Here is a 25,754-nt window from a genome sequence, read left to right as displayed (position 1 = left end):
CAGAAGTTTTTTGAAGATTTTTCGAACTCTTTTTTCAGAGTTCTTTGTGCGTTATAAGCTTTTTTATTATACCACATTTTTCTTCGTTTGTCAAGCCCTTTTCAGAACTTTTTTGAAGTTTCTTTTCCCGAGTTTCGTTCGTTTCTGAACTTCTCTCTTGTGCGGTACTTTTTATTATATCACTTTTTCTCCTTTTTGTCAAGAGGTTTTCGTGATAAATTTTTGCCGTTTCTCGAGTTTCGCTCTTCTGAACTACTCCAGCGCTCGTTCTCTTATCCCTAAGTTTCCTGCGCTCTTTCGCTCTTTCGTGCTCTCTCGTTGACAGCTTAATTATTATAGCGCATTTAGGCGCAAAAGTCAACCCCTTTTTCGACTTTTATTTTAAATAAAAGATTAACTTTCCAAGAAAATTTTCCTTTAATTATTCTTTATTTTATTCAGTTTATCTGAACTTAATTTTCCTTTGTTCATTACTTATAATTCATTTTTTTGTGCATAATATTATTTTATGCAATAAGCTATTGAATTCACTACCTTTAGATGTTATAATATCTCTATATACATTATATAAGAAAGGGGACAGCTTCGTGAAACAGCAGATAAACTCAAATGATGGATTCGCCATCAACTCAAAGAAGCCGAGATCCAAATACGCAAAGCGCCATAAAAAGCCAAAAAAACTTATAAATATCATCTTCTCCCAGAAGACCACCATAATCCTGCTACTACTTCTCCAGTTCGTTCAGATATTCATTATGTTTACAATACTGAACGAGAACTACAATTATCTCTCAGTACTCTTCTCCACCCTTGGCATCGTCGTTGCTATATATATAGTAAACACCGACCGCCAGCCCGCCTATAAGATCGCATGGATAGTCCCTCTGCTGATCTTCCCCGTATTTACCACCATACTTTATCTTATCCTGACAAACCAGCCCTACAAGCGCAAGGTGTCCAATGCCTATGTTCAAAAAAATCTTGACACCCGCTGCTATTTGCCCGAGGATATGGAACTTTCCAAAAATATCCAGAAATCCGACCCCGAGCTTTATCGTATAGTACGCTATCTCGATGATGCCGCAGGTTTTCCTGCCTATGGCTGCGAGGATATAACTTATTTCCCCTTGGGCGAAAATAAATTCGCCGCTATGCTTACCGAACTCCGCAAGGCTGAAAAGTTCATCTTCATGGAGTATTTCATCGTTGATGACGGCGAAATGTGGGGCGAGATAGTTGATATCCTCATCGAAAAAGCCTTTGCAGGTGTTGAAGTCCGCCTTATCGTGGACGGCATGGGTTCACAGTTCACAATGCCGGCGAAAGATAAAAAAGCCATCGAAAAAGCAGGCGGCAGAGTTCTGATTTTCAACAAATTCCGTCCCATGATGTCCACTATCCAGAATAACCGCGACCACCGTAAGATCCTGGTGGTTGACGGCAACGTCGGCTTCACGGGCGGTGTAAATATCGCAGATGAATATATCAACCGCCTTATCCGCTTTGGTCACTGGAAAGATACCGCTATCATGATACGCGGTCAGGCTGTTTGGAACCTCACCATGATGGTACTCCAGATGTGGGAAGTCATATCTCATGAATCCACTGATTACGAAAAGTACCGCCCAACTCCCCCGGACGAAAATACCAAATCTCAGGGCATCATCGTCCCATACAGCGATACCCCCCTTGATTCCGAAAAGATCGGCAGAATGGTCTATATGTCCATGATAAACAATGCCAAAAAGTACCTTTATATAACGACCCCCTATTTTATCCCCGATAACGAGATTCTTACTTCCCTCGAACTCGCGGCAAAATCAGGTGTCGATGTCCGCATAATCACCCCCCATATCCCCGATAAATGGTATATCCAGTGCATCACACGTTCCTATTATTCGGAACTTATGAATATGGGCGTCAGGGTCTATGAGTACGTCCCCGGTTTTATCCACGCGAAAAACTGCCTCTCCGACGATAAACGCGCAGTAGTCGGCACTATCAATTTCGATTACCGCTCACTCTATCTCCATTTTGAAGATGCTGCTTTCATGCAGGATACAGCCTGTATCCCCGATATCAAGGCAGATTTTGAAGATCTGTTCAAAAACAAATGCCACCGCATTACCCGCGATGATATCCGTGAACTCAGCTTTGCCAGCCGATTCATGTCTGTCATCCTGAGAATTTTCGCCCCCATGCTTTAATTAAGGTGATCCTATGCAGCTATTCAGAAAACCAAAACTCACCAAAAAGAAGATCATTATCCTCTCCGCAATTATCGTCCTGCTGACGATCTTCTGCATCTTCCAGAATAAATATCTCACCGTCACCGAGTATACTTTCACCTCATCCAAAACCCCGCAAACAGCAGATGGCTTCACCATCATGCAGATATCCGATCTTCATAATGCGAAATTCGGCAAGAACAACTCCCGCCTTATCAGCAAAATAAAGAAGAACGCTCCCGATATCATAGTAATAACAGGTGACATAGTTGACAGCAACCACACCAATATAGATACCGCCATCGACCTCTGTAACCAAGCCGCAAAGATCGCCCCCTGCTACTATATAACAGGCAACCACGAAATATGGCTCGATGATACCGAAAGCGAAAAGCTGTACTCAGGCATAAGATCCGCAGGTGTCACTATCCTCGATAATACCACCGTGATATTAGATAACGGCATCTACCTCACAGGACTAGGCGATGACCACCTATATAATGGTACTCTCGCCGAACTTTCAAAGTCAGTCCCCGAGAATGCCCTGCATATCGTCCTTGCCCACGAACCCCAGTATTTAGATGAAGAATATACCCTCTCCTCCCCCGACCTGATTATTACAGGTCATGCCCACGGCGGACAGTTCCGCCTGCCATTCATCGGCGGCATAGTAGCCCCCGACCAGGGCTTTTTCCCGAAATATACCTCAGGTGAATATAAAAGCGGAGATACCACAATGTACGTCAGCCGAGGTCTCGGCAACAGCGTGATACCCCTAAGACTTTTCAACACTCCCGAACTGAATCTGTTGAAAATCAAGGCAGAATAACAAATTGATCATTACTGCCAAAGTCAGCTAAGCAGACTTCCACGCCCTGACAAAAAAAGCGCGACACGCGGTCGACGCAGTCACCGCTAACAAAAATCCGAGCGTATGCAAAATTATTGCATACGCTCAAAATTTCCGCATAAAAAATCACACGCCATCAGCAGCGAATATTCAACAAAAAAACACGGATGCTGTTGAAAAATAACCGCATCCGTGAAAAATTATCAAAGCTTGGAATAACCAAAACTGTTTATCAGAGCATCGACCTTCTGATTGTTCTTGCACATCGGGCAAACATTGGCAGGGAAATTCTGATAGTTCGGTAGATCCTTGTCAGTAAACAGCGCGTGTATGGGGATATCGTCAAACTTCTCGATAGCCGAGAATATTGCGCCAACAGCTGCAAGCTTGCCGTTGTAGTACTGCAGACAATCAACAGCACGCCTGATACTCTTACCTGTTGAAGCGCTGGAGATCAGCAGAAGTATCTGCTTGCCCCATACCTTCTTCTGGGTATTGTCGCGGAAGATCATCTGATTTACTGCGTTGAGCTCAGGTGTTATGAGGTTGATATCCTCACCCTTGTTTATGCCTGCCTGAGAAAGATATTCAGCAAGAAAACCGCCGAGTATCTCCGTACCCTCAAGACAGATTATAGTTTCGATATTGGTGTTGGCATAGGTGCTGCCAAGCTCCTGAGCGGCTTCCTTTGCCATTTTCAGGCTGGTCTTTATAGATGTCATGTCAACATAATAATTAACGTGGGAGTGGTTCGTAGCAAAATGCCCGGGGATAACTCCTATCTGCACCTTTTTATTCTTGACCGACTGTATAGTCTGCAAACGTTCTTCCATTGTGAATATTCCTCCTTTTAGATAACAGGGCTAAGATTTAGAAGTATACAGTATATCCTGCCCCGTAAAGATCATTTTAATGCGAAACTATTCGTTTCGGTATTACATATTATAACATATTTTTTCACAATTGTAAAGAGATTGTTAAACAAATTTAACCCGAGTTGTTTGTGCATAACGTCCCTGGTACTTGCTTTTTTTGATTTTGTGGGGTTCTGCGGAAACAAAATGAACATAATTTTATTTTGACTTTTTGTTTTGGTTATGCTGAATTTTGTTCACTATTATTTAAACACAAAGATGTTTTCTATCGGCGCGTCTTTTTCATACCATTCCTCATCGATATCATTATCCTGTAATCCAAAACTAATACCGGGAAGATCTTTTATTATATATACCATCTCGATGATCTGCCCGCTTTCTACAGGTTTCCCAATGTACTTTTTAACATCCCTCAAATAAGAACCAATACCGACCTTTCCATTTACTTTACCTTTGAAATCATTGCGTACCATTATCTGTATCAGTTCTTCATCTTCAAACCAGAAAATAATATCAGCTGTGATTATTTTTTTCTCATAGTTATTATCAGCTGTTTTATATGGTATGTTTTCAATACGAAGGAGTTCAATAATACCATCATAACCTGCACCTATATCGTATCTGCCCACACTTTTACCGGGAATTATTTCATATGGATCCATTTTTAACCCTCCTGAAATAAATTATAATGCCCTAATAGCAAGACAAATTACTTACTACCTGTAATTCGCAGGATAAGTATATCATGTTGGGTATAGATTGTCAATAATCAACACTTGGTTCAGGCATAAAACAGCTTAGTTTATTTAGTACACAGGTTAATTACCGCGCCTTATAACCTTGTCAACCCCTAACAAAAACTTCTATGTTTTACACAACCTCATTTAAATTTTTTTGTTTACTCCACTATACAAACTATTTAATCTGCATCCGTAAAACCCCTATGATTCGGGAGATTTTCGGAACTGTAACAGATTTTTGTTACTATTTACCCGCGCTAAGTAACAAATGGTTAAAAAACGGTAACAAGAACTTTTTTGGACAGTTGAAACTCAACATCCCCATTTTCAAAATTGTTGAAAACTCTGTTGAAACTGTTGAAAAGAGGGTGTATAAACTGCTATAACCCCATTTTATTGTTGAAAACTTTTCCCGTTTCAACAATCGTCCTATTTTTCTCCCATTAGTGTTACCAAGTTGTAATCAAAGGGTTACACAACCTGTCCCAAAAGACGTACTTCAAACACCCATCGTCAAATTGACATCCGTATTCAACTGTAATAAAACAGTAATAAAAATGACATTCCGTTAACGCCGAAAATTCCATTTTTGGGCGTTTTCGCGACACTTTACAAAAATTTCACAAAATAAAATCTATCTTAAATCGATTACAGCTGTTGAAAATTCTGCTGTTTTCTGGTACAATTGTGAAAACACTTGAATTCATCCTACGGAGGTACAACAATGAATAACAGCGAACTTGCAGATATGATAGGAGAAGCTTTACTTTGGGACATAGTAAGCGAATATGTCGGCAATGATCTTGATTCCATAAAAAATGAACTCAGACAGCTGGGCTATATCGATAAGTCAAATGTTGAAAAGATCACCCGTGCAGAAGTCCATGAGTCAGATGAATTCATAGTCACAGACTTTAATGAACAGGACGGTCACCTCACTATCTGTTTTGAGATGCCTGCAATTATTAACACAACAGGTGATAATAAAGAATATCTTTTCAGTGTGACAACATACTGCAAAGGCACTTTGCGTATCCCCGATGCGGACAGCTATGACTGGGACTCTCTCGATTTTTATGATATGGACAGGTACGAGATACTCTCCCACAGCGATCTTGTAAACATTCTTGATCTGCATTACGAGGACACCGAAGCAGACGATCTGACAGTATAACATTTCTATTTATAAGCAAACGGAGGTACTATCATGAGTATAACCTACAACGAAAAAGAACGTTCATTCAAGCTTCGCGCCAATAATACCGACTATATGTTCAAGGTCATCAACGGCGAATACCTGGGGCACGTTTACTACGGCAGAAAAGTTCCCGATGAGGATATGGACTGGCTGCTGCGCTTCGATGAAAGCCCTTTCACCCCCGAAAAAAATAACAGGGACAGAGCCGTTTACCTTGATACCACACCCTTTGAATACCCCTGCTTCGGTATCGGCGATTACCGCGAGAGCGCCCTGAAGATACTGGACAGCGATGGTATGTCCACCTGTGACCTCAGATATGTCAGCCACAGGATTTTTGACGGCAAGCCCGCTCTTGAGGGTATGCCCGCAACTTTCGCCACCGAAAAAAGCCCCGCCCAGACCCTTGAAGTCACCATGAAAGACGCCCACACAGGTCTTGAAGCTGTGCTGGTATACTCGGTATTTGAAAACCTCGATGTCATCACAAGGTCGGTGAGGTTCAAAAATACTTCCGATAAGCCCATCAAGCTGACCCGCGCCCTTTCAGCCTGTGTTGAATTCGATACCGATAAATTCGATATGATAACTCTGAACGGTTCATGGGCGAGAGAACGCCATATCGAGCGCGCTCCCCTTCACCACGGCAAACAGAGCATCGATTCCTGCCGCGGCGAATCCTCTCACCAGAACAACCCCTTCGCCGCCCTCTGCGACCGCAATGCCGACGAGGATATGGGCGAGGTCTTCGGTTTCAACTTTGTCTACTCGGGAAATTTCGTGGCTCAGGCAGAAGTCACCCAGCACAAAAAGACCCGCTTCGTCATGGGCATAAATCCCCTTGATTTTGAATGGCTCCTTGATGCGGGCGAAACTTTCACCGCCCCCGAAGTAGTTATGGTACACTCCGATGAGGGCATAGGCAAAATGTCCAGAATTTTCCATGACCTCTACCGCGAAAACCTTATCCGCGGCGAGTACAAAGACAAGCGCCGCCCCATTCTTATCAACAACTGGGAAGCTACCTACTTTGATTTCAACACCGACAAGCTGATAGATATCGCCAAGGAAGCCTCAAAGCTGGGTATCGAGATGCTTGTCATGGACGACGGCTGGTTCGGTCACCGCGACTACGATAACTCCTCTCTCGGCGACTGGTTCGTCTACGAGAAAAAACTCCAAGGCGGCTTGAAACATCTGGTCGATGAAGTCAACAAGCTTGGCATGAAATTCGGCATATGGTTCGAGCCCGAAATGGTCTCCCCCGATTCCGACCTTTACCGCGCCCACCCCGACTGGGCTATACAGATAAAGGGCAGAGATATGACCCTCTGCCGCGAGCAGTACGTACTGGATTACTCCCGCAAGGAAGTCCGCGACTACGTATACTCCATGATAAAGAATATACTCGATAACGCCAACATCGAATACATCAAATGGGATATGAACCGCCAGCTCACCGAAGTGGGCTCAGCCGCTCTCCCCCCTGAAAGACAGCGCGAGCTGTGGCACAGATACGTCCTCGGTGTATACGACCTCATGGGCAGACTCACCACCGACTATCCTCACATACTCCTTGAAAACTGCTCGGGCGGCGGCGCAAGATTCGACCCGGGTATGCTCTATTTCTCACCGCAGATATGGTGTTCCGACGATACCGACGCCATCGAGCGCCTGAAAATTCAGCACGGCACTTCCATATGCTACCCCTGTTCCGCAATGGGCGCACATATCTCCGACTGCCCCAACCATCTCCTTAACAGAAACACCCCATTCAAAACAAGAGGTCATGTGGCTATGGTGGGTACCTTCGGCTATGAGCTTGATGTCACCCGCATACCTCAGGAAGACAGAGATATGATACCCGCCCAGATTGAGGAATTCAAAAAGTATAACCCACTCGTCCGCACAGGAGAACACTTCCGCATAGGCAATATGTTTGAAGACAACACCTGGGACGCATGGATGTTCGTTGCCAATGACAAGAGCGAAGCCCTGTTTGAATTCGTGCAGGTAATGGCAAGACCCAACTATCGCTCCCGCAGGATAAAGCTCAAAGGTCTTGACCCCGATGCTTACTACTATGAGGAAAGCGAACCCGACAAGCTGATGTCAGGCGCAGCCCTGATGAACGCAGGTATCAACTGCGCAAAGATATGGGGCGTTGACGGAATCAAGGGTGACTACTCTTCAAAGATACTCCATTTTGTAAGGAAGTGAACCATGATGCAAGGTTACAACTGCATGATAGTCCTCTCCCCCGAGGGCGACGAGTGGCTGATGTGCAAACGCCGCAAAGACCCCTACAAAGGGCTGTACAATCTGGTCGGCGGAAAGATAGAACATGGCGAGGTGGGCGAACACGCCGCCTACCGCGAACTCTTCGAGGAGACCTCCATCACCCGCGATCAGATCCACCTCGAACGCCTCATGACTTTCGATTACCCCATGGACGGCTGTTACGTGGAAGTCTGGGCAGGTCAGCTGAAAGAACCAGCCACCGTCCACGGCGATGAAAACGACCTTGAATGGCTGCCCCTCACCGAAGATTTCTTTGACATGAAAAAGTACGCAGGCGAGGGCAACATAGGTCATATGTTCGAGATACTGAAACTCCACCCCGAGCGATACCATATTAAATAATCTGACTACCCTTTACCACATCACTAAAAAACCGGATATATTATGCTGATGTTATCTTTTTCTACGCTTGCGGCGGGGGAAGAATATCACTAACTACGAAAGGAACTACCCATGACCTACCCCAACATCATCAAAGCCGAATTTCTCTCCCGAACCAACCGCTTTGTAGCCGAAGTCAAGGTGGGCGGTCAGCAGGAAACTGTCCACGTAAAAAATACAGGGAGATGTAAAGAACTCCTGATACCCGGCTGTGAAGTCTGGCTCACCGAGCCAAAAACTGAGGGCAGAAAGACCCGTTACGATCTGGTGGCTGTGAAAAAAAGCACCGGAGTAATTTTCAACATCGATAGTCAGGCGCCCAATAAGGTGATGCGTGAATGGCTGGATACTCAGGGCTACGACAAAGTCACCCCCGAGTATACCTATGGCGATTCAAGAATAGATTTTTATATGGAGCGGGGAAACGAAAAATATCTGCTGGAGATCAAAGGCTGTACCCTTGAATTCGACGGCATTGGGTACTTCCCCGATGCCCCCACAGAGCGGGGCGTAAAGCATATCCGCGAGCTGATAAAAGCAAAGTCAGAGGGCTTCAATGCCGCCATAGGTTTCGTGATACAGATGGACGGAGTAACAGAAGTCCGCCCCAACATCGCCACCCACCCCGAATTCGGAACAGCCATGGAAGAAGCAAAAGCCGCAGGGGTGAAAGTGCTGTTTTTCACCTGCCACACCGAACCAGACAAACTGGTCATAACGGGAATGACAGAAGGCTAAAAAACACCGACAGGAAATTTTCAACCTGTCGGTGTTCTTTTTGTTGAAAACTTGCCGCCTATTTTCATTCTACCCTTTTCAGTGAAAACAAATTTACGGTGAAATTCCGGCACATATACTATATATAGTGTGAAGTCGGTAAAATCTTCAATATTATCAGCAATAAAAATTACCCCGGGTTTTTCAACAATAAATCCAAGTTTTCAACATTTCTCAAATATACTATTATAATAACTCCTCACGCTTACTCCACATGACGTCAGCCACAAAAATCCAACCCATGATTTTTCAACACACGATCCAAGTTTTCAACATTTCCTCCATCCCACAAAGATACTTTTATAATAATCAACTGGCAGTATTCCTGATCGTGATAGTATATTCTATGCAGTTCTCCTTGTCGGTGCGCTTCGCTGTGGCATCCACCCCTGCAAGCTTCATGACTTCCAGCGCCTTGTTGACGGAGTTGAAAAACAGCCTGACATCTTTCAGCATGACAGCGCGCTTTTCATAGCTTGATCTTTTCAGCTCTTCCCTTTCCAGTCGGGCTATGTACTTTTCAAGCACGTCCACCGTCCAGCCGCCCCCGATGGTCTTTGCTAATATCTCCTTTCGCAGATCGTCGTCCGATATTTTCAGCAATGCCCGCGCATGTCGCTCGGTCAAACCATGTTCGATTATCAGCTGCTGTTCCTCACGGCTGAGTTTCAGCAGACGAAGCTTGTTGGCTATGGTGGACTGCGCCATACCCAGCTTGATGGATACTTCCTCCCGCGTGACTTCCCCGCCGTCGATCAGCGCGCTTATGGCGACGGCTTCTTCAAAACAGTTCAGGTCACTTCGCTGGATATTTTCAAGCAAAGCCAGCACCGACGACCTTCCGCGGTCAGCCTTGATGATAATGCACGGCACTGTCTTCAGCCCCGCAAGCTTTGCCGCACGCAGTCTCCTTTCGCCTGATATCAGCTCAATATCGTCCTCGCAACGTCTTACCGTCAGCGGCTGGATTATTCCGTTGGCGGTTATGCTTTTTGCCAGCGAGGTCAGTTCTTCGGCTGAAAAATGTTTCCGCGGCTGAGACGGGTTCGGGTGAATATCCCCCACGGCTATGTCAACTACCCTGCCAAGTTCCCGCAGTTCTTCCTCGGGACGTTCCTGCACCTCCACAAACGCTTTGGTGATAAAGTCGGTTATCCTGTTCATTTTCGAACCTCCTTTTCGTTAAGTAGATTTTATCATAGCCGCCGAACATTTTCCATACACCTATGCCCAGAATATTTCGCCTTTTGCCGACAGCATTTTGCGACTCTCCTTCCGATGCGACAGCACTCCCTGTTTTCTGCGGAAGATTTGTCGGCTGAAAAGATTTCTGGTCGTCGCCAAAATGTTCCAAGTGGAACAATCTCACTCCAAAATCAAAGCACGGCAAAATGTTCCACGTGGAACAATCTCACATCAAAACCAAAACACGGCAAAATGTTCCACGTGGAACAAGCCCACACCAAGATCTAAGCACAGCAAAATGTTCCACGTAGAACAATCTCGCACCAAAATCAGAGCACGGCAAAAATGTTCCACGTGGAACATTTTCAGCGGTAGAAAAAACTCTACGTGCAAAACGCAGAAATTTTCAAAAAGGGGTTTTCAAATCTTCAAAAATGTTGTATAATAAAAATCATGATATATTTGAAAAGAGGAGATACTATGGGTAAGATAATTGCCGTTTCAAACCAGAAAGGCGGCGTGGGAAAATCCACGACAGTCTGCAACCTTGCTGCTGTTTTCGGTGCAAGGGGCGAAAAGGTCCTCATTATAGATTTTGACCCTCAGGGTAATACCACCACAAGTTATGGTATACAAAAGCGCAGCATACGCAATACCGTGTATGATGTGCTGATGGGGGAGTGTTCACTGTTTGAAGCTGTGTGCGCAACTGCATTCAGGGGCGTGTCGGTGGTCCCGACTACTCAGGAACTGGCGGGCGCGGCTGTTCAGCTTATGACTATGGACAACAGGGCATATCAGCTGAGTAAGAAGCTGGAAGAAGCAAAGAATTTCTACGACCGCATACTCATCGACTGCCCGCCGACACTGGATATGCTGACGATCAATGCACTGGTGGCAGCAGACTCGGTGCTGATACCTTTGCAGTGCGAGTTTCTCTCGCTGGAAGGTCTGGTTGAGCTGCATAACACCATCGACCGTGTGAAGCAGACCTGGAACAAGTCGCTTATCATAGAAGGTATACTGTTTACAATGTGCGTTGACAGGTACAAGATCACAGGACAGATAGTCAACGAGGTCAAGAAGCATTTCCCGAAAGAAGTTTTCTCAACTTCGATACCTAGAAATGTTGCACTATCCGAGGCACCAAGTTTTGGTCAGCCTGCCATATACTATGACAAGAAAGCCAAAGGTTCAAAGGCTTATGAGGAACTGGCGAAGGAGATTTTGAAGCGCGAAAAGAAGCGCAAAGACAAATAATTTTTGTGACAGGTAAAAATGTTCCACGTAGAACATTCGGGTGATGACATGAGAAGAAACGACAGGGAAGTTACTGACAAGTACGAGATAGCTGATTTTATCGGGAAACAGCAGATAATCAGAGTAGGTTTTGCAGACGAAGGTGAAGTTTACATTGTGCCTGTGAACTACGGGCTTGATATCAGCGATGGTAATTTCGTGTTCTACTTTCACGGCGCTAAGGCGGGTCGAAAGTATGAGCTTGCGAAGAAAAGTCCCGATGTTGGATTTGAGATAGACGGAGGATATCAGCTGATGACCTCCGAAACAGCCTGCGGATATTCGGCGCATTTCAAAAGTGTCATAGGAACAGGCAGGCTTAGTTTAATAGAAGATGATACGGAAAAGATACACGCTCTAGGCAGGATAATGGCACAGATTTCAGGCAAGGCTGACTGGGAATTCAGCAAACAGATGCTCAGTGAGACTGCCGTGTTCAGGCTGGAAGTCAGAAGCCTGACCTGCAAAGCGAAATAGAAAGGAAAAATCAATGGCAAAGAAAAACAGAATGGGTTCGGGACTGGATATGCTTTTTGCGGAGAACACTCAGCCCGAAGTAAGTGCAGCCCCCGAGCAGGCAAGCGGCGACAGCGTGACCATGGTGAAGATCACTCTGCTTGAACCTAACAAGGATCAGCCCCGTGGGATATTCGATGATGAGAAGCTGGCTGAGCTGGCTGACAGCATAAAAGAAAACGGAGTTATTCAGCCCATACTTGCTAGACCTCTTGAGAACGGCGGCTATCAGATAGTTGCGGGTGAGCGCAGATGGCGTGCATCAAGGATGGCGGGTCTGACGGAAGTACCTGTATACATAAAGGAGCTGGACGACAAGCAGACCATGCAGGTGGCGCTTATCGAGAACATCCAGAGGGCGGATCTTTCGCCTATCGAGGAAGCCAAGGCTTACAAAAATCTGATGGACACCTACAAAATGACTCAGCAGGAGGTAGCGCAGGCGGTGGGCAAGTCCCGTTCGGCGGTGGCTAATTCGCTGAGACTGCTTGACCTTGCAGTATCGGTGCGCGATATGGTGGACAAGGGCGAGATATCCTTTGGTCACGCGAAGGTGCTTTCTGGCTGGGATCATTTGACTCAGAAAAGATTTGCAGAGCTGATCGTTGAAAAAGGGCTGTCCGTAAGAGAGCTGGAAGACGAGATCAAGAATGACGAGATCCGCGAGAAGAGGGAAGACGCGGCAGAAAAAAGAAGTATGCGCAAGAATTCTGTCAAAAAGGACAGACCTTTCCTGTACGAATTCATGATGTCCGTGAACGCGGTGTCCAAGTATGATGTCAAGGCAAAGGAAGACCGCAACGGCGGAGTCAAAGTCGAGCTGAAAATACCAAAGGAAGCCGACGCCGAACAGATTCTGTCAAAGCTGGCTGACTTTCTCACCGAGGAATAATGTTCTATCATACGGACTGAGGGTCTAGTTGGGGGAAAACCTTTCTTCAGAAAGGTTTTCCCCAGTAAAATCCGCAGTACGTAGGGCAGAACATTATTCACGGCGGGGTAGAAAATGGGGCGAAAGGGCTTGACAAAAGGTCGGCAGAGGAGTATAATTAATTGTTGTCGGCAGATAAGAAATTTTTGTAAATTAAGGATAGAAGGATAAGTTATGAATTTAAAGAAAGCAGCAAACGTAAAAAATATAATCTGTCTGGCGGTGGTAGCAGCGCTGGGTGTTGGTATAATTGTCGTGGAGAAAAAGGGCGGCAAGGATATCAAGTCAAAGAACGACGGCAATACATCTTCAAGCAGCAGATCGGACAGTGGCAAAACTGTTATCGGCGAAGACGGCCGCGAGAAAGTTATACTTTCGGCGGAAATGCCCGAGCTGACCTGTGAGTCTATAGACTTTGGCGGAAATGTTGTATTTGCAGACACTGAGGGTAACTACTCATTTATGGAGAACGGCAGCAGTGTCAAGGGCATAGCAGTTCAGGACGACAGCGGTGCTGAGGTAGTATTCTCCATAGAAGACGGTGAACTGGTGCTGACGAGAGACGATCAGCCTGCGGGCGGATTTGTTTACGAGAACCACATGATCGAGCTGAAAGACGGCAAGCTGTACATTGACAGCAGCCCTGTTGAATACAAGGCAACTTCGTTCTCATCATACAGGCTCAACGATGACTATGTTATTGAGTGTACGGAAAAGGGCAAATACAGGCTGAAGGACAAAGACGGCAAAATCACCGATGAATGTGTGATGAAAGAGAGCACGGGTGCTAAGATCAAGATCGTGGCAAACGATGATGGATTTAACACTGAGGGTGTGGACGACGGTTTATTTTACAATGTGTACAGGCTGGGTGACGATCTGCTGACGACATCATGGAGCAACGTGCTTTACATCAATGGTCAGGAGCTTGTGCCTTATGGTTACACTGATGATTATGTAAATCCTGATATCAAGGTAGATATCGACAAGGTGAATGTTGAAGCCAAGAGACCTCCGATAGATTACGGTGTTGCGGCTACGGCTAACGGTGATATCAGCGTCCTGACCGAGGAGATGCTGGGTTATGTGAACGAGATAAGAAAGCAGTACGATATGCCTATGGTATACGGACTTGACGAGCTGGACAAGGCTTCAGCCATAAGGGCTGAGGAGCTGGCGCAGAATTTCAGCCACACAAGACCCGGCGAAGATGAGAAGTCTTACAACACGGCGCTGAGCGAAGAGGGACTTATCTGGTGGCGCAGCGGCGAGAATATTGCCAAGGGCGGCACTAATGCCAGGGAAGTATTTGACAGCTGGATAAGCTCCAAGGAGCACAGGGCTGTTATACTTGACCCTGACATGAAGTATCTTTCACTGGCGAATAGTGAGGCTGATGGTGTGACTTACTGGGAGCTTCTGATGTTCAATGATTGTTATGTTCCTGTTGAGGGAGCGGAAGAATAAAAGATCAAGCGGAGAGTTTTAGGCTCTCCGCTTTTTTGTGGGTTGGTGTGGTTGATGGTTTGTGGGGGGACTTGTCGCCTCTCGTTTCTCGGGTTTGTGGGGGCATTGTCGCCCCTGACGGGTCGAGAAATCAACGAGCTATCGCCGTCGATTTCAGGCGCGGCAATATATTTACGCAGATAGAAAGAGCGTGGACGATTGTATTGTCCACGCTCTGTAATTTTCTTTATTGCCGCGCATTTTTTTTCAGGGCGGGAAGTTTGTTTTGCTTTTATTGTTCGCTTTGCATTTTGGTTTTGCACCTTGGTGATTGAGGGCTCTGCCCTCAAACTCCCGCAAGCATGCTAGCGCGAGGCTTGACCGCGCGCTTTGTTTCCTTGACATTCTATCCTCATTTGCTACTGCCCTTGCCACTTTATGACCCGCCGTCACGCGACTTTACCGCCCTTACAAAACTATAAATAGGCGGAAACGGCCCGCCCGGCCGAGGGCAATTCATACCACTGAGTTATTCTTTCTCCACTCACTGGGGGAGAGGGTGGTAGACTGTTTGAACTGTCTGGAAAAATGCACGGCATTCTTATAACCGCAGGTGAACGCGATATCTTCAACAGTTCTGTCGGTATAAGCAAGGTAATGCTTAGCCGATTCGATTCGGCTGTTGATAACGTCGGCATTACAGGTAACGCCGAAAGCCTTTTTATACAGCAGGTGGAGATATGGTTCGCTGACGTTTATCTGCTGTGCCATTTTTTCAACGCTCCATTCCTCCGAAGGCTGGGCATATATCCTGCGGCGGAGATCAAGGAGTTCACGGTAATGGACTATGCCCGAATCCTCCTGCTTGCCGTTTTCGGAGAAGATCTCGGACAGCAGTGCTTTTATAAGGAAGCCTGCGGTCTGGAGATTATTTCTTCTGTAATAGCAATCGGCGATAAGTGTGAAATAGCTTGCAACGTCGATGGCTTCACCGATATAAATAGGTGTATCGAACTTGATATCCACACCTGCTGATATATCCTCGCTGCATTCAAACTGTATCCAGTCGTTGATATATTCGTCATCGCAGGCTTTATAGTACTGGGGAGAATTCTTATCGTATATGATAAAGGTATTGGGTTCGACATTTATGGTCTCGCCGTTTATCACGAATACTGCCTTGGTCTTAACGAAAAGCATGAGGTGGCCCTCATAGCCGCGGGGCTGATCCAACACAAAATTTCCGTCATGCTGACAGCTGCAGCCCATACGGTTGATATAAAACATTTGCTGCCTCCTTGATATAATGAAAATCGGAGCATTTTCATGCTCCGATAAAAAATCTTTTTTCGTTCCGGATCATCAGAATATATCATCAGTAACAGTGATAACAGCTGCGTTCTTCTTAGCGCTGTCATCCTTATCTTTGAATATCTGCTTTTTGAACAGTACGAAAACGTCCACGAGTATAACAGCGATTATCAGGATGATAAGTATCAGGGGAGCGAAGCTCTTTTTACCCTGCTTTACTCCGTTCTGAGGAACGTTATTTATGGGCGCATTATTTATAGGTGCATTATTCTGGGGGAACTGGTTCTGCTGATACTGATTATTCTGCTGGAACTGGTTCTGGGGCTGAGCAGGCTGCTGATAGTTAGTCTGCTGGAATTGATTCTGAGGCTGTACCGGCTGCTGATACTGGTTAGCCTGCTGGTACTGATTCTGGGGCTGCACGGGCTGCTGATACTGCTGTGGCTGCTGTGCAGGCTGTGGTATCGGTGCAGGTGCAGGAGTAGGTATCGGAGCAGGCGCAGGTGCCGGCTTAGCAGTCTGGACAGGCTTAGGCTTGGGTGCAGGTTCCTGACCCGGCATGAAAATGCTGTCCATAGTAGGCATATCAGCCTTATTGGGCTCCTCATTCTGGAGCATATCATCAGTTATAACAGGTATCTCAACTGCATCCATAGTAGGATTTTTAAGAGCTTCCTGCTGTTTTGCAAGTGCCTCGGCAGCTGTTGTATCCTGAGGTGCGCTTACGGGAGTACCGCAGATATTGCAGACCTTTGTATTTTCAAGCAGAGTATTTCCGCATACGGGGCATACCTTCTGCTTTATAGTAACAGGCAGCTTACAGCCGCAGGTGTTACAGAAAGCCTGACCTTCCTCATAGGGAAAATTACATTCGGGACAATTTGGCATAATTGTTCTCCTTTCATTACTACCTATTTATATATAACGTTTGTAACAATTCAGACATTTATATACAATAATATAATACCTCATTTTTATCTCTTTGTCAAGCATTATTTTACCTTTTCTATAATGCGGGGTGAGATTTTTAGGGGGATGGTATCTGTATGAGGTCTCTGTAAATAAAGTACAAGTACTATAAAAGCTATTTGTTATTTTAAACCAAACATCTCATGTAAATTATAATCCTCATTATATCCGGCTCTACTTTTATGAAATTCCATATAGTATTTTCCGTTCTCTTCGTAAGTGAAACATCTTATATTTCCAAAATCGTTACCATATCTTATATCGAATATTTCGTATAACTCCTTTCCATCGTGATGAGACGAAAGTTCAGGAGCAAGTGTATCATTGACTGCATGGACATTTTCATTTTCTTTGACCTGTTTTAAATATTTGATCTCAGCGTCAATACTGTCAAATGCTTCTGAAATAACATATAGGTCTCTGTCAAAGTTAAAATATGCTTTGCTTATATCCAGATCAATGTATTTCAGACCCAGTTCTGTCCATAGGTTTTTTGTTTCCTGAGCGGTAAACGTTGTTTTTTCATAAAGCTCTGTACTACGCTTAAAATATCTATTAAAACTATAATAAATAAATGCCCAAAAACATACCACTATTGCTAAAACAATAATTGTCTTGATATGCTTCTTTTTTAATCTTAACATAAGTTATCTCCTTAATATGGCTATTGTTTTTTCAATAACAGTTATTTTTTATAAAAACCAAACATCTCATTTAAATCACGTCCCCTAGCATCTCAAACATAAAATTCCAGGTAGTATTTTCCGTTCTCTTCGTAAGTGTAACAATTAGTAAAATATCCTTTATCAGCACATTTTATATCATATATTTCATAAACTTTCTTGTCATTATGACCGGTTGCAGTGTTTATATCGAAAGTATCAGCTGCATGAACACTTTCGTTTCCATCGAACTGTTTTAAATATTCGATTTCCTCATTAATGCTGCCAAATTCTTCTGATATAACATATAGACTTGAATTAAAATATGCTTCGCTAATATCAAGATCAACATAATCCATACCCAGTCTTGACCACAGGATTTTTGTTTCCTGATCGGTAAAGGTTGTTTTTTTATGTAGCGAAAAATAATTATGAAAGCTATAAATAATAGACCCCAGAAAATATAACACTATTGCTATAACAATAATTTTAATGATATGCTGTTTTATAAATCGTAACATAAGTTATCTCCTTAATATGGCTATTGTTTTTTCAATAACGGTTATTTTTTATAAAACCAAGGTTACTCTTCGTATTCTATGCTGATCCCTTTTTCCTCAAGCGCTTTTGTCATTTCATCATTTAGCTGACCATTTGATACAGCCACTTCATCCAGACTTTTGAGGTCAAGCAAAGGCTCAAAGTTTGTAACAGATGTTCCTTTAAGATGTATTTCTTCAAGTCCGTCCATACCATCTAAAAAGTCCAAGCTATCAATTTTTTCACAACCACTTAAAGAAAGATATTTCAATCCGGTACAGCTTGATAATGGAGTACAATCACTCAGCTCATTTGAATGAATAGTCAGACCATATATATTTTTCATTCCGCTGAGGGCACTTATATCTTCTAAGGTATTTGAATATATCCTAAGTATTTCAATTGTGTTTTTGTGACGTATAGGTTCAATATCTTTAAATCCATTTCCTGAAATGGTAAGCCATTTCAAAGAATTCAGGCTTTCAAGAAATTTAAGATCATCATATTCCTCACCAATCAGTTCAAGATGCTGTAATTCAGTACAACTGCCGATAGGTGACAGATCCTTTATATTCCTTACATCTAAAGTAAGAACATTAAGTTTCGGCATATTTGTCAAAAAATCTATACTTGAAATATCACAAGTCGTTGTAGACAATTTTTCAAGATTTTTAAATCTTGACAAAGTCTGTGCTTTTTCTTCATCTATGTGATGGAAAGCAATTCCTTTCGTTTTTACATAAACAATTTGATTATCAAAAATAACAAAATTTGATCTGATATAAAAAAACGATACACAGAGTATTATCAAAAATGATAGAAAAAACATTATGCGTTTTTTAGTTTTAGTCATTACTTATCTCCCTACTAAAAGAAATATAATTTTTAGAAAAGTGAATTTTGAGGGAAACCCTTTTAAAAGAGTTTCCCTCAATGATTCTCACAATTTTTTTATACAGATATTATCAATCCTCGACTACTGTGTCTTCTTCGAGGACTTCTGCTTTTTCTTCTTCCTGTGCTTTGAGGATATCTTCCTCGCTGGCTTTTTCGACTTCTGCTATTTCGGCATCGTCGTCATGTTCTGTTCTGGTGAAGGTCACTACCTTGTTTTCGCCTGTTACCTTCATCAGTCTTACGCCGCGGGAATATCTGCCCATTATGCTGATATCGCAGGCACGGAGTCTGATAACTATACCATCGGAAGAGATCATGATGATATCGTCTTCCTCATCGACTACCTTGATTCCACATACTTCGCCGTTCTTATAGTTCAGCACGCCTGAGCCGCCTCTGTGACGGATAGGATAGTTTTCAAGTGCAACACGTCTGCCGAGACCTGTCTCGCTGACGGTGAGGACAGATGCTCCCTCACGGATACGAGCCATGGAAACAACGTAGTCACTGCCGCGGAGCTTGATAGCTCTTACGCCGTGGGCTGTTCTTGACATAACTCTTGCATCGGTCTCGCTGATACGTATAGCCATACCGTTATGAGTTGCTATCAGGAGTTCGTTATTACCGTCTGTAAGTCTTACGCCTGCTATCTCGTCGCCCTCGTCAAGACCGATAGCGATAAGACCGTTCTTGCGGACGTTCTTATAAGCGGAGAGGGGAGTTCTCTTGATCTTACCTCTCTTGGTGACCATGACGATATACTTATCCGCATCGAAGTCTTCAACCTTTATCATGGCGGTGATGAGGTTATCATCGGAAAGTTCAAGGAGATTCTTGATATTCACGCCGCGGGAAGCCTTTGAGCCCTCGGGGAGTTCATAGCACTTCATCTTATAGGCAAGACCCTTTGTGGTGATGAAGAGTATATTATCATGTGAAGAACAAACACTCATCTCGGTGATGCAGTCGTCCTCGCGCTGCTTCATACCTGTAACGCCCTTGCCGCCGCGGTTCTGCGCCTTATACACGCTGATTGGCATACGCTTGATATATCCGACATTGGTATAAGTTACAACGCTTTCCTCAACGGGGATAAGGTCTTCGATATCCACTTCGCCGCTGACGTTCTCGATCTGGGTACGTCTTTCGTCGCCGAATTTATCCTGGATAGCTTCGACTTCTTCGATGATGATATCGTATACTCTCTGCTCGTTTGCCAGGATATCTTCCAGATCGGCAACTGTTGCGGTTATTTCAGCCAGTTCGTCGATGATCTTCTGGCGCTCCATACCTGTGAGACGACCGAGGGTCATCTGTGCGATATGATCTGCCTGTATATCTGTAAGACCGAAACGTGTACACAGTTTCTGCTTAGCTTCGGGGATGCTCTTGGAATTCTTCATTATCTCGATGACTTCATCGATATTATCGAGAGCGATAACGAGACCCTGCAATATATGCTCGCGTTCCTTGGCTTTTTTCAGGTCGAACTCTGTTCTTCTGCGGATAACGCTTACCTGGAAGCTGATATACTCCTGGAGTATCTGCTTTAAGGTCAGCACCTTGGGCACGCCGTTTACCAGTGCCAGCAGGATAACGCCCACGCTGTCCTGAAGCTGGGTATAGCTGAAGAGTTTATTCAGCACTACCTGAGGATTTGCGTCCTTTTTCAGTTCGATAACGATACGCATACCGTCTCTGCCTGTTTCATCACGCAGGTCATGTATACCGTCAACGCGCTTATCTTTTACGAGGTCGGCGATGGACTGAACAAGTCTCGCCTTATTTACCATATAGGGGATCTCGGTAACGATGATACAGTTACGTCCCTTGATCTCTTCGATAGAGGTCTTGGAGCGGAGGGTTATCTTGCCTCTGCCTGTACCGTAAGCGGCACGTATACCGCTTCTGCCCATGATGATACCGCCGGTAGGGAAGTCGGGTCCCTTGATAGCCTGCATGATCTCATCCAAGGTACAATCGGGGTTCTGGATAACTATTTTCATGCCCTCGATAACTTCGTGGAGGTTATGAGGGGGGATATTAGTTGCCATACCGACTGCGATACCTACTGCACCGTTACAGAGTATATTAGGGAATCTCGAAGGCAGCACGACAGGTTCCTGAAGTCTGTCATCGTAGTTGGGCTGGAAATCAACTGTATCCTTTTTGATATCTGTCAGCATATTTACTGACATCTTAGCCATTTTAGCCTCGGTATAACGGTAAGCAGCAGGCGGGTCGCCGTCCACTGAACCGAAGTTTCCGTGACCGTCTACCAGAGGATATCTCAGCGAGAAAGACTGTGCAAGTCTTACCAGCGCATCGTAAACGGAAGCATCACCGTGGGGGTGATATCTACCCAGCACTGAACCTACGGTATCAGCGCACTTACGGTATGCCTGATCGGGGGTAAGTCCGTTCTCGTGCATTGTATATAATATTCTTCTGTGAACAGGCTTCAAGCCGTCTCTTACATCAGGAAGAGCTCTTGATACTATAACTGCCATGGAATACTGAAGGAAGGATTCCTTCATTATGCTTTCCACGTCCTGATTTATAAGATTATATTCGTCCACTTTACCAACTCCTCTTTTAGTTTCGGTCGCTCGCAGGCTCGCTGCCGTTTGCGGGGGACTTTCATTTTATTTACGAAATAGATGACTTTTTAGCGTCCGGCTTTTTTTATTGTTGAAAAGCCTATTATAATGCCTGACACACCTATGATCATTCCAAAGATGATACCTACCAGACGTGAACCTCTTGTCTGTGTGGCATCTATCCTGTAACTTGTAAGTTTAAGACCATTTTCCTTTGCGTAGTCACTGTATCTTTCCTTGAGGAAATGTTCCATATCGGTATTGTTACTGCCGATATCGCCTGTAACGGTTATTGTATCTTTTCCGTTTCTGCTAAAGGAATCAAGCTGTTTTTTCAGATCCTCGTCCTTGACTTTTACGGTAAGGATGATACCGCTTTCATCCAGCACAGCATAGCTGTAGGTCTTTTTTATCTCTGAGGTAAACCTTTCAGAGCCGTAGGCTTCCAGGGGCATTGAAATTTTATACGTAACGTAGCCGCTTTCGGGGATATCTTCGCCATTTGCTATTATCTCATTGAGATCCTTGATCTCACCGCGGAAGATATAAGCCGAATCCTGCACCAAAAACCAGATAGCTAATGCAATGATCATCAGACCGCCCAGCAGGTAGATCACGCCGTTTCTTTTGGTCTTATATCTCATTTATTTCTCCTTTATCTCATAATCCTCGCCGAGGACTTCTTTCAGCTTAGTGCGGAGAAGTTTCTGGTCGGCTTCGTCTATCACGCGCTTGGAAAGCACGTAGATAGTCTCTTTCCTGAGTATTATGATAAAAAGTCTCTCGTTTTCGATTATGTTCAGTGAGATATCCTCAAACCTGACGATACGGGGCTTTACGGGAGTAAAGTCCTCTGCCTGCATCTCCTCTTCGGTGAATACTGTTTCGATCTTGAAGCAGTCATCATAGAGAGTGAAGCGGTATTGATCGTCTTCAAGAGAACTGAGGGCTTTCATCAGGTATTTTTTGATGCGGAATGTATTGAACCATGTGGTGAATATCATCACAAGGCACACAAAGCACAGCACCCAGTTGAGATAACCATCAGGGTTCTTTGCAATGGATACTGCAAACATCGCAGCAACTATGGCAAAAAGGGCGGATATCACGAAATTGCGCTTATACACATACTTCTGCTGGAAGATGGTGAAAGCTTCCTCCTCTTCTTCGTTTTTAACGTTATAGTCAAATCCAGTAAGAGGGTCACCTGTGGGGACAAATTCTTTTTCCTCCTCAGGCTTTGCTTCTTCCTCTGCTGTATTATCGAGGTTATCCCTCTCATAGAACTTTTCTGCCTTTTCTTCTGTCTCCTGGGTATTACCGCCGTTTTTGGATATATCTATTTCCATTAGGTACGCTCCTGTCCGATAATATTATACGTCAAGGTTCTTGACATACTCCGCGTTCTTCTCGATGAATTCCTTACGGGGAGCAACTTTATCGCCCATAAGTATGGTGAATATCTCGTCAGCCTTAACTGCATCTTCGAGAGTTACCTTTATCATCGTTCTGCGCTCGGGGTCCATAGTGGTCTCCCAGAGCTGTTCGGGGTCCATCTCACCAAGACCCTTATATCTCTGAACAGCGACTTTGAGTTTGCCGCCATCGGATAGCTCGTCTATATACTTATCTCTTTCTTCATCGGTGAAAGCATATCTTACTTTCTTGTTTCTTTCAACCTTGAAAAGGGGAGGCTGTGCGATGAATACGTGTTCCTCCTCGATGAGAGGTCTCATGAAACGGAAGAAGAAAGTCAGCAGAAGTGTACGGATATGGGAACCGTCCACATCGGCATCGGCCATGATGATGACTTTGCCGTATCTCAGCTTGCTGAGGTCGAAGTCTTCGCCGATGGATGTACCAAGTGCGGTAACTACGGGCATGAGCTTTTCATTTCCGTAGACCTTATCGATACGGGCTTTTTCGACGTTGAGCATTTTACCCCAGAGGGGGAGTATAGCCTGATAGCGTCTGTCACGACCCTCTTTTGCTGAACCGCCCGCAGAATCTCCCTCGACGATATATATTTCGGTCATGGACATATCTCTTTCGGAGCAGTCAGCCAGCTTGCCGGGAAGTGAAGCGGATTCCAGAACTGATTTTCTTCTGGTCAGTTCTCTTGCACGCTTTGCGGCTTCTCTTGCTTTTTGAGCCTGTATCGATTTATCGAAGATAGCCTTTGCAACTGCGGGATTTTCTTCCAGATAGTTGCGGAGCTTTTCTTTAAGCATCTTATCCACGAAAGGTCTTACCTCGGGATTACCAAGTCTGCCCTTTGTCTGACCCTCGAACTCGCAGTTTGTCAGCTTTACTGATACTATAGCTGTCAGACCTTCGCGGCAGTCTTCGCCCATAAGAGCGTCATCGTTATCCTTGATGAGATTATGCGCCTTGCCGTAATCGTTGAGTATCTTGGTAAGAGCGGACTTGAAAGCCATCTCGTGGGAACCGCCGTCGGGGGTATGGATATTATTTGCGAATGAGAGTATTATCTCGTTATAGGTATCGTTATACTGCAGGGCAATTTCGGCGAACATATCGTCTTCCATGCCGTTTATGTAGATAACGTCCTCACTGAGAGGTTCAACACCTCTGGTCTTATGGATATGTTCAACGAACTGACGGATACCGCCCTCATAGTGAAGAACTTCGCTGATGGGGTGTTCGGCATCTCTCAGGTCGGAGAAAACTATCTTAATGCCTGCGTTGAGGAAAGCCTGCTCACGCAGTCTTTTCAGCAGTATCTCATAATCGAAGGTGGTAGTTTCCTGGAATATCTCGGGGTCGGGCTTGAACTTGACCTCGGTACCTGTTTTATCGGTCTCGCCGATTATTTTCAGGGGCTCGCTGTAATGACCTCTGTCGAAGCGCTGGAAATGCACGTTCTTTCCGTCATATACGGTGAGTTCCAGATATTCGGACAGCGCGTTAACTACCGATGCACCAACACCGTGGAGACCGCCTGCCACTTTATATCCTCCGCCTCCGCCGAACTTACCGCCTGCGTGCAGCACGGTATAAACAACGGTAGCTGCGGATATGCCTTCCTTGGGGTGGATACCTGTAGGTATACCACGTCCGTTATCGACTACCCTGATTACTTCGCCGGGCAGGATATCTACGATTATCTCGGTACAATATCCCGCAAGTGCTTCGTCTATGGCGTTATCGACTATCTCGTAAACGAGGTGATGCAGACCCTTGGGTCCTGTTGAACCGATATACATACCCGGTCTTACACGAACAGGTTCAAGGCCTTCGAGCACTTCTATCTGATTTTCGTCATAGTTGTTGCTTTTGTCGATCTGTGAGATAGATTCTGTATCCACTACCTCAACTTCCTTGATATTCTCGTTATCCAATATTATACTACCTCCTGCCCGTCGGGCTTTTAGATATCAATATCGTTGTATTTCCGCATCATTTGAGTGATGCTTTGTATCTTTTGAGGAGAGTCGCACAGTTCAGCTGGCTGATATAGACTTTTTCCTCAAGTTCATCGTCATCGAAGCAGACCACGAAGCTTTTTGGAAGTTCGTAGGTGCAGTAGATGACGCGTTTATTCTTTTCAGCATTTGCCAGATAATCCCTTGTATCGGCTGATGTTGAGCTGTTATCAAGATCGAATATGCCCACTATATCCTTGCTGTTTACGATATAGTCATTACCTATGTGAAGATACATATTCCCACCCCGTTACAGCGTTTGCCGATATGCGTATTATCTTTTATCGCCAATAATTTTTATTTCTGTTTTCTGCAATAAATCTAAAAGGCGCTGTTATTATTTTGAATGTTTTTACAACGACGTATGTCGCCGTGCCGAAATGCTCATTATACCACAGCTTGAAATTCTCCCATCGGGTATTAACGTGAAGCTCACGCTGTCTTTTTACCCGAAATTTCTGTGCTTCGGCTTCCTGTCTTTGCTCATATTTCTTGCAGTAAGGGCAGCTTTTGTATTCGTTTGAGGAATACATATGTCCTTTACTGCACTGTACTATGTTTACTTCTCTGATATCGTCCATATTGTCTCTCTCTTTTCTTTG

The 25,754-nt window shown here is 44.6% G+C and carries 24 protein-coding genes; 10 read left to right on the top strand and 14 right to left on the bottom strand.

The genetic code is table 11. From position 1 onward, the window contains the following. Positions 1 to 587 precede the first annotated feature (587 nt). Both cls and BM265_RS13380 read left to right on the top strand, forming a co-directional pair. Positions 588 to 2,207: a cardiolipin synthase gene (gene cls / locus BM265_RS13385; protein ID WP_081358468.1), complete on the top strand. Its 1,620-nt coding sequence runs from the start codon at positions 588 to 590 to the stop codon at positions 2,205 to 2,207. A gap of 13 nt (positions 2,208 to 2,220) precedes the next feature. Further along, on the top strand, positions 2,221 to 3,057 hold the full coding sequence (locus BM265_RS13380; protein WP_074962314.1) for a metallophosphoesterase: 837 nt from the start codon (positions 2,221 to 2,223) through the stop codon (positions 3,055 to 3,057). 224 nt (positions 3,058 to 3,281) lie between these two features. Here BM265_RS13380 and BM265_RS13375 read toward each other — a convergent pair whose 3' ends face one another. Both BM265_RS13375 and BM265_RS13370 read right to left on the bottom strand, forming a co-directional pair. After that, positions 3,282 to 3,911, bottom strand: coding sequence for a type I phosphoribosyltransferase (locus BM265_RS13375; protein ID WP_074962313.1), 630 nt, complete (start codon positions 3,909 to 3,911; stop codon positions 3,282 to 3,284). Between the two features lie 284 nt (positions 3,912 to 4,195). Continuing rightward, positions 4,196 to 4,615, bottom strand: coding sequence for a hypothetical protein (locus BM265_RS13370; RefSeq protein ID WP_074962312.1), 420 nt, complete (start codon positions 4,613 to 4,615; stop codon positions 4,196 to 4,198). A gap of 802 nt (positions 4,616 to 5,417) precedes the next feature. On the opposite strand from BM265_RS13370, the gene BM265_RS13365 reads away from it, so the two are divergent. The 4 genes from BM265_RS13365 to sfsA all read left to right on the top strand — a co-directional run bounded on the left by BM265_RS13365 (position 5,418) and on the right by sfsA (position 9,311). Continuing rightward, complete coding sequence (locus tag BM265_RS13365) at positions 5,418 to 5,867, top strand: hypothetical protein (RefSeq protein ID WP_074962311.1); 450 nt, start codon at positions 5,418 to 5,420, stop codon at positions 5,865 to 5,867. A 33-nt stretch (positions 5,868 to 5,900) separates the two neighbouring features. Then, positions 5,901 to 8,111, top strand: a complete 2,211-nt coding sequence (locus tag BM265_RS13360) for an alpha-galactosidase (protein ID WP_074962310.1) — start codon at positions 5,901 to 5,903, stop codon at positions 8,109 to 8,111. 3 nt (positions 8,112 to 8,114) lie between these two features. After that, entirely contained in the window at positions 8,115 to 8,534 is a 420-nt protein-coding gene (locus BM265_RS13355; protein WP_207646985.1) for an NUDIX hydrolase, read from the top strand. Between the two features lie 111 nt (positions 8,535 to 8,645). After that, complete coding sequence (gene sfsA, locus BM265_RS13350) at positions 8,646 to 9,311, top strand: DNA/RNA nuclease SfsA (protein ID WP_074962309.1); 666 nt, start codon at positions 8,646 to 8,648, stop codon at positions 9,309 to 9,311. Between the two features lie 348 nt (positions 9,312 to 9,659). Here sfsA and BM265_RS13345 read toward each other — a convergent pair whose 3' ends face one another. Next, entirely contained in the window at positions 9,660 to 10,514 is an 855-nt protein-coding gene (locus tag BM265_RS13345; protein WP_074962308.1) for a ParB/RepB/Spo0J family partition protein, read from the bottom strand. A 501-nt stretch (positions 10,515 to 11,015) separates the two neighbouring features. Here BM265_RS13345 and BM265_RS13340 point away from each other — a divergent pair. From BM265_RS13340 to BM265_RS13325, 4 genes are all read left to right on the top strand, one after another. Then, on the top strand, positions 11,016 to 11,795 hold the full coding sequence (locus BM265_RS13340) for a ParA family protein (protein ID WP_074962307.1): 780 nt from the start codon (positions 11,016 to 11,018) through the stop codon (positions 11,793 to 11,795). Positions 11,796 to 11,813: 18 nt separating this feature from the next. Further along, positions 11,814 to 12,311 carry a pyridoxamine 5'-phosphate oxidase family protein gene (locus tag BM265_RS13335; RefSeq protein WP_242940853.1) on the top strand — a complete coding sequence of 166 codons (498 nt, stop codon included), beginning with the start codon at positions 11,814 to 11,816 and terminating at the stop codon, positions 12,309 to 12,311. 13 nt (positions 12,312 to 12,324) lie between these two features. Beyond that, on the top strand, positions 12,325 to 13,242 hold the full coding sequence (locus tag BM265_RS13330; protein ID WP_074962306.1) for a ParB/RepB/Spo0J family partition protein: 918 nt from the start codon (positions 12,325 to 12,327) through the stop codon (positions 13,240 to 13,242). Between the two features lie 213 nt (positions 13,243 to 13,455). Continuing rightward, positions 13,456 to 14,748 carry a CAP domain-containing protein gene (locus BM265_RS13325; protein ID WP_074962305.1) on the top strand — a complete coding sequence of 431 codons (1,293 nt, stop codon included), beginning with the start codon at positions 13,456 to 13,458 and terminating at the stop codon, positions 14,746 to 14,748. Between the two features lie 495 nt (positions 14,749 to 15,243). Here BM265_RS13325 and BM265_RS13320 read toward each other — a convergent pair whose 3' ends face one another. From BM265_RS13320 to BM265_RS13270, 11 genes are all read right to left on the bottom strand, one after another. Further along, positions 15,244 to 16,014 carry an AraC family transcriptional regulator gene (locus tag BM265_RS13320; protein WP_074962304.1) on the bottom strand — a complete coding sequence of 257 codons (771 nt, stop codon included), beginning with the start codon at positions 16,012 to 16,014 and terminating at the stop codon, positions 15,244 to 15,246. A 75-nt stretch (positions 16,015 to 16,089) separates the two neighbouring features. Beyond that, entirely contained in the window at positions 16,090 to 16,926 is an 837-nt protein-coding gene (locus tag BM265_RS13315; RefSeq protein ID WP_074962303.1) for a zinc ribbon domain-containing protein, read from the bottom strand. 203 nt (positions 16,927 to 17,129) lie between these two features. After that, positions 17,130 to 17,651 (bottom strand): hypothetical protein, encoded by a 522-nt coding sequence (locus BM265_RS20740; RefSeq protein ID WP_242940852.1) that lies wholly within the window; start codon positions 17,649 to 17,651, stop codon positions 17,130 to 17,132. Between the two features lie 92 nt (positions 17,652 to 17,743). After that, positions 17,744 to 18,028, bottom strand: coding sequence for a hypothetical protein (locus BM265_RS13305; RefSeq protein WP_074962316.1), 285 nt, complete (start codon positions 18,026 to 18,028; stop codon positions 17,744 to 17,746). 224 nt (positions 18,029 to 18,252) lie between these two features. Next, positions 18,253 to 19,062, bottom strand: a complete 810-nt coding sequence (locus tag BM265_RS13300) for a leucine-rich repeat domain-containing protein (RefSeq protein WP_074962302.1) — start codon at positions 19,060 to 19,062, stop codon at positions 18,253 to 18,255. 112 nt (positions 19,063 to 19,174) lie between these two features. After that, the gene (gene gyrA, locus BM265_RS13295; protein ID WP_074962301.1) at positions 19,175 to 21,685 is read right to left on the bottom strand and encodes a DNA gyrase subunit A; all 2,511 of its coding nucleotides are present in this window, start codon (positions 21,683 to 21,685) and stop codon (positions 19,175 to 19,177) included. Positions 21,686 to 21,774: 89 nt separating this feature from the next. Further along, complete coding sequence (locus BM265_RS13290) at positions 21,775 to 22,350, bottom strand: hypothetical protein (RefSeq protein ID WP_074962300.1); 576 nt, start codon at positions 22,348 to 22,350, stop codon at positions 21,775 to 21,777. After that, the gene (locus BM265_RS13285) at positions 22,351 to 23,055 is read right to left on the bottom strand and encodes a YcxB family protein (RefSeq protein ID WP_074962299.1); all 705 of its coding nucleotides are present in this window, start codon (positions 23,053 to 23,055) and stop codon (positions 22,351 to 22,353) included. Positions 23,056 to 23,079: 24 nt separating this feature from the next. After that, positions 23,080 to 25,035: a DNA topoisomerase (ATP-hydrolyzing) subunit B gene (gene gyrB / locus BM265_RS13280; RefSeq protein WP_074830155.1), complete on the bottom strand. Its 1,956-nt coding sequence runs from the start codon at positions 25,033 to 25,035 to the stop codon at positions 23,080 to 23,082. A gap of 91 nt (positions 25,036 to 25,126) precedes the next feature. Further along, complete coding sequence (remB, locus tag BM265_RS13275; protein WP_074962298.1) at positions 25,127 to 25,390, bottom strand: extracellular matrix regulator RemB; 264 nt, start codon at positions 25,388 to 25,390, stop codon at positions 25,127 to 25,129. Positions 25,391 to 25,433: 43 nt separating this feature from the next. Then, positions 25,434 to 25,733, bottom strand: a complete 300-nt coding sequence (locus tag BM265_RS13270; RefSeq protein WP_074962297.1) for a hypothetical protein — start codon at positions 25,731 to 25,733, stop codon at positions 25,434 to 25,436. Positions 25,734 to 25,754: the final 21 nt, after the last annotated feature.

It is taken from the genome of Hominimerdicola alba (assembly GCF_900112155.1).
Taxonomy (GTDB): domain Bacteria; phylum Bacillota; class Clostridia; order Oscillospirales; family Ruminococcaceae; genus Hominimerdicola; species Hominimerdicola alba_D.
The sequence above is the reverse complement of the archived record's forward strand: the minus strand, read 5'-3'. Positions and strand labels throughout refer to the sequence as shown.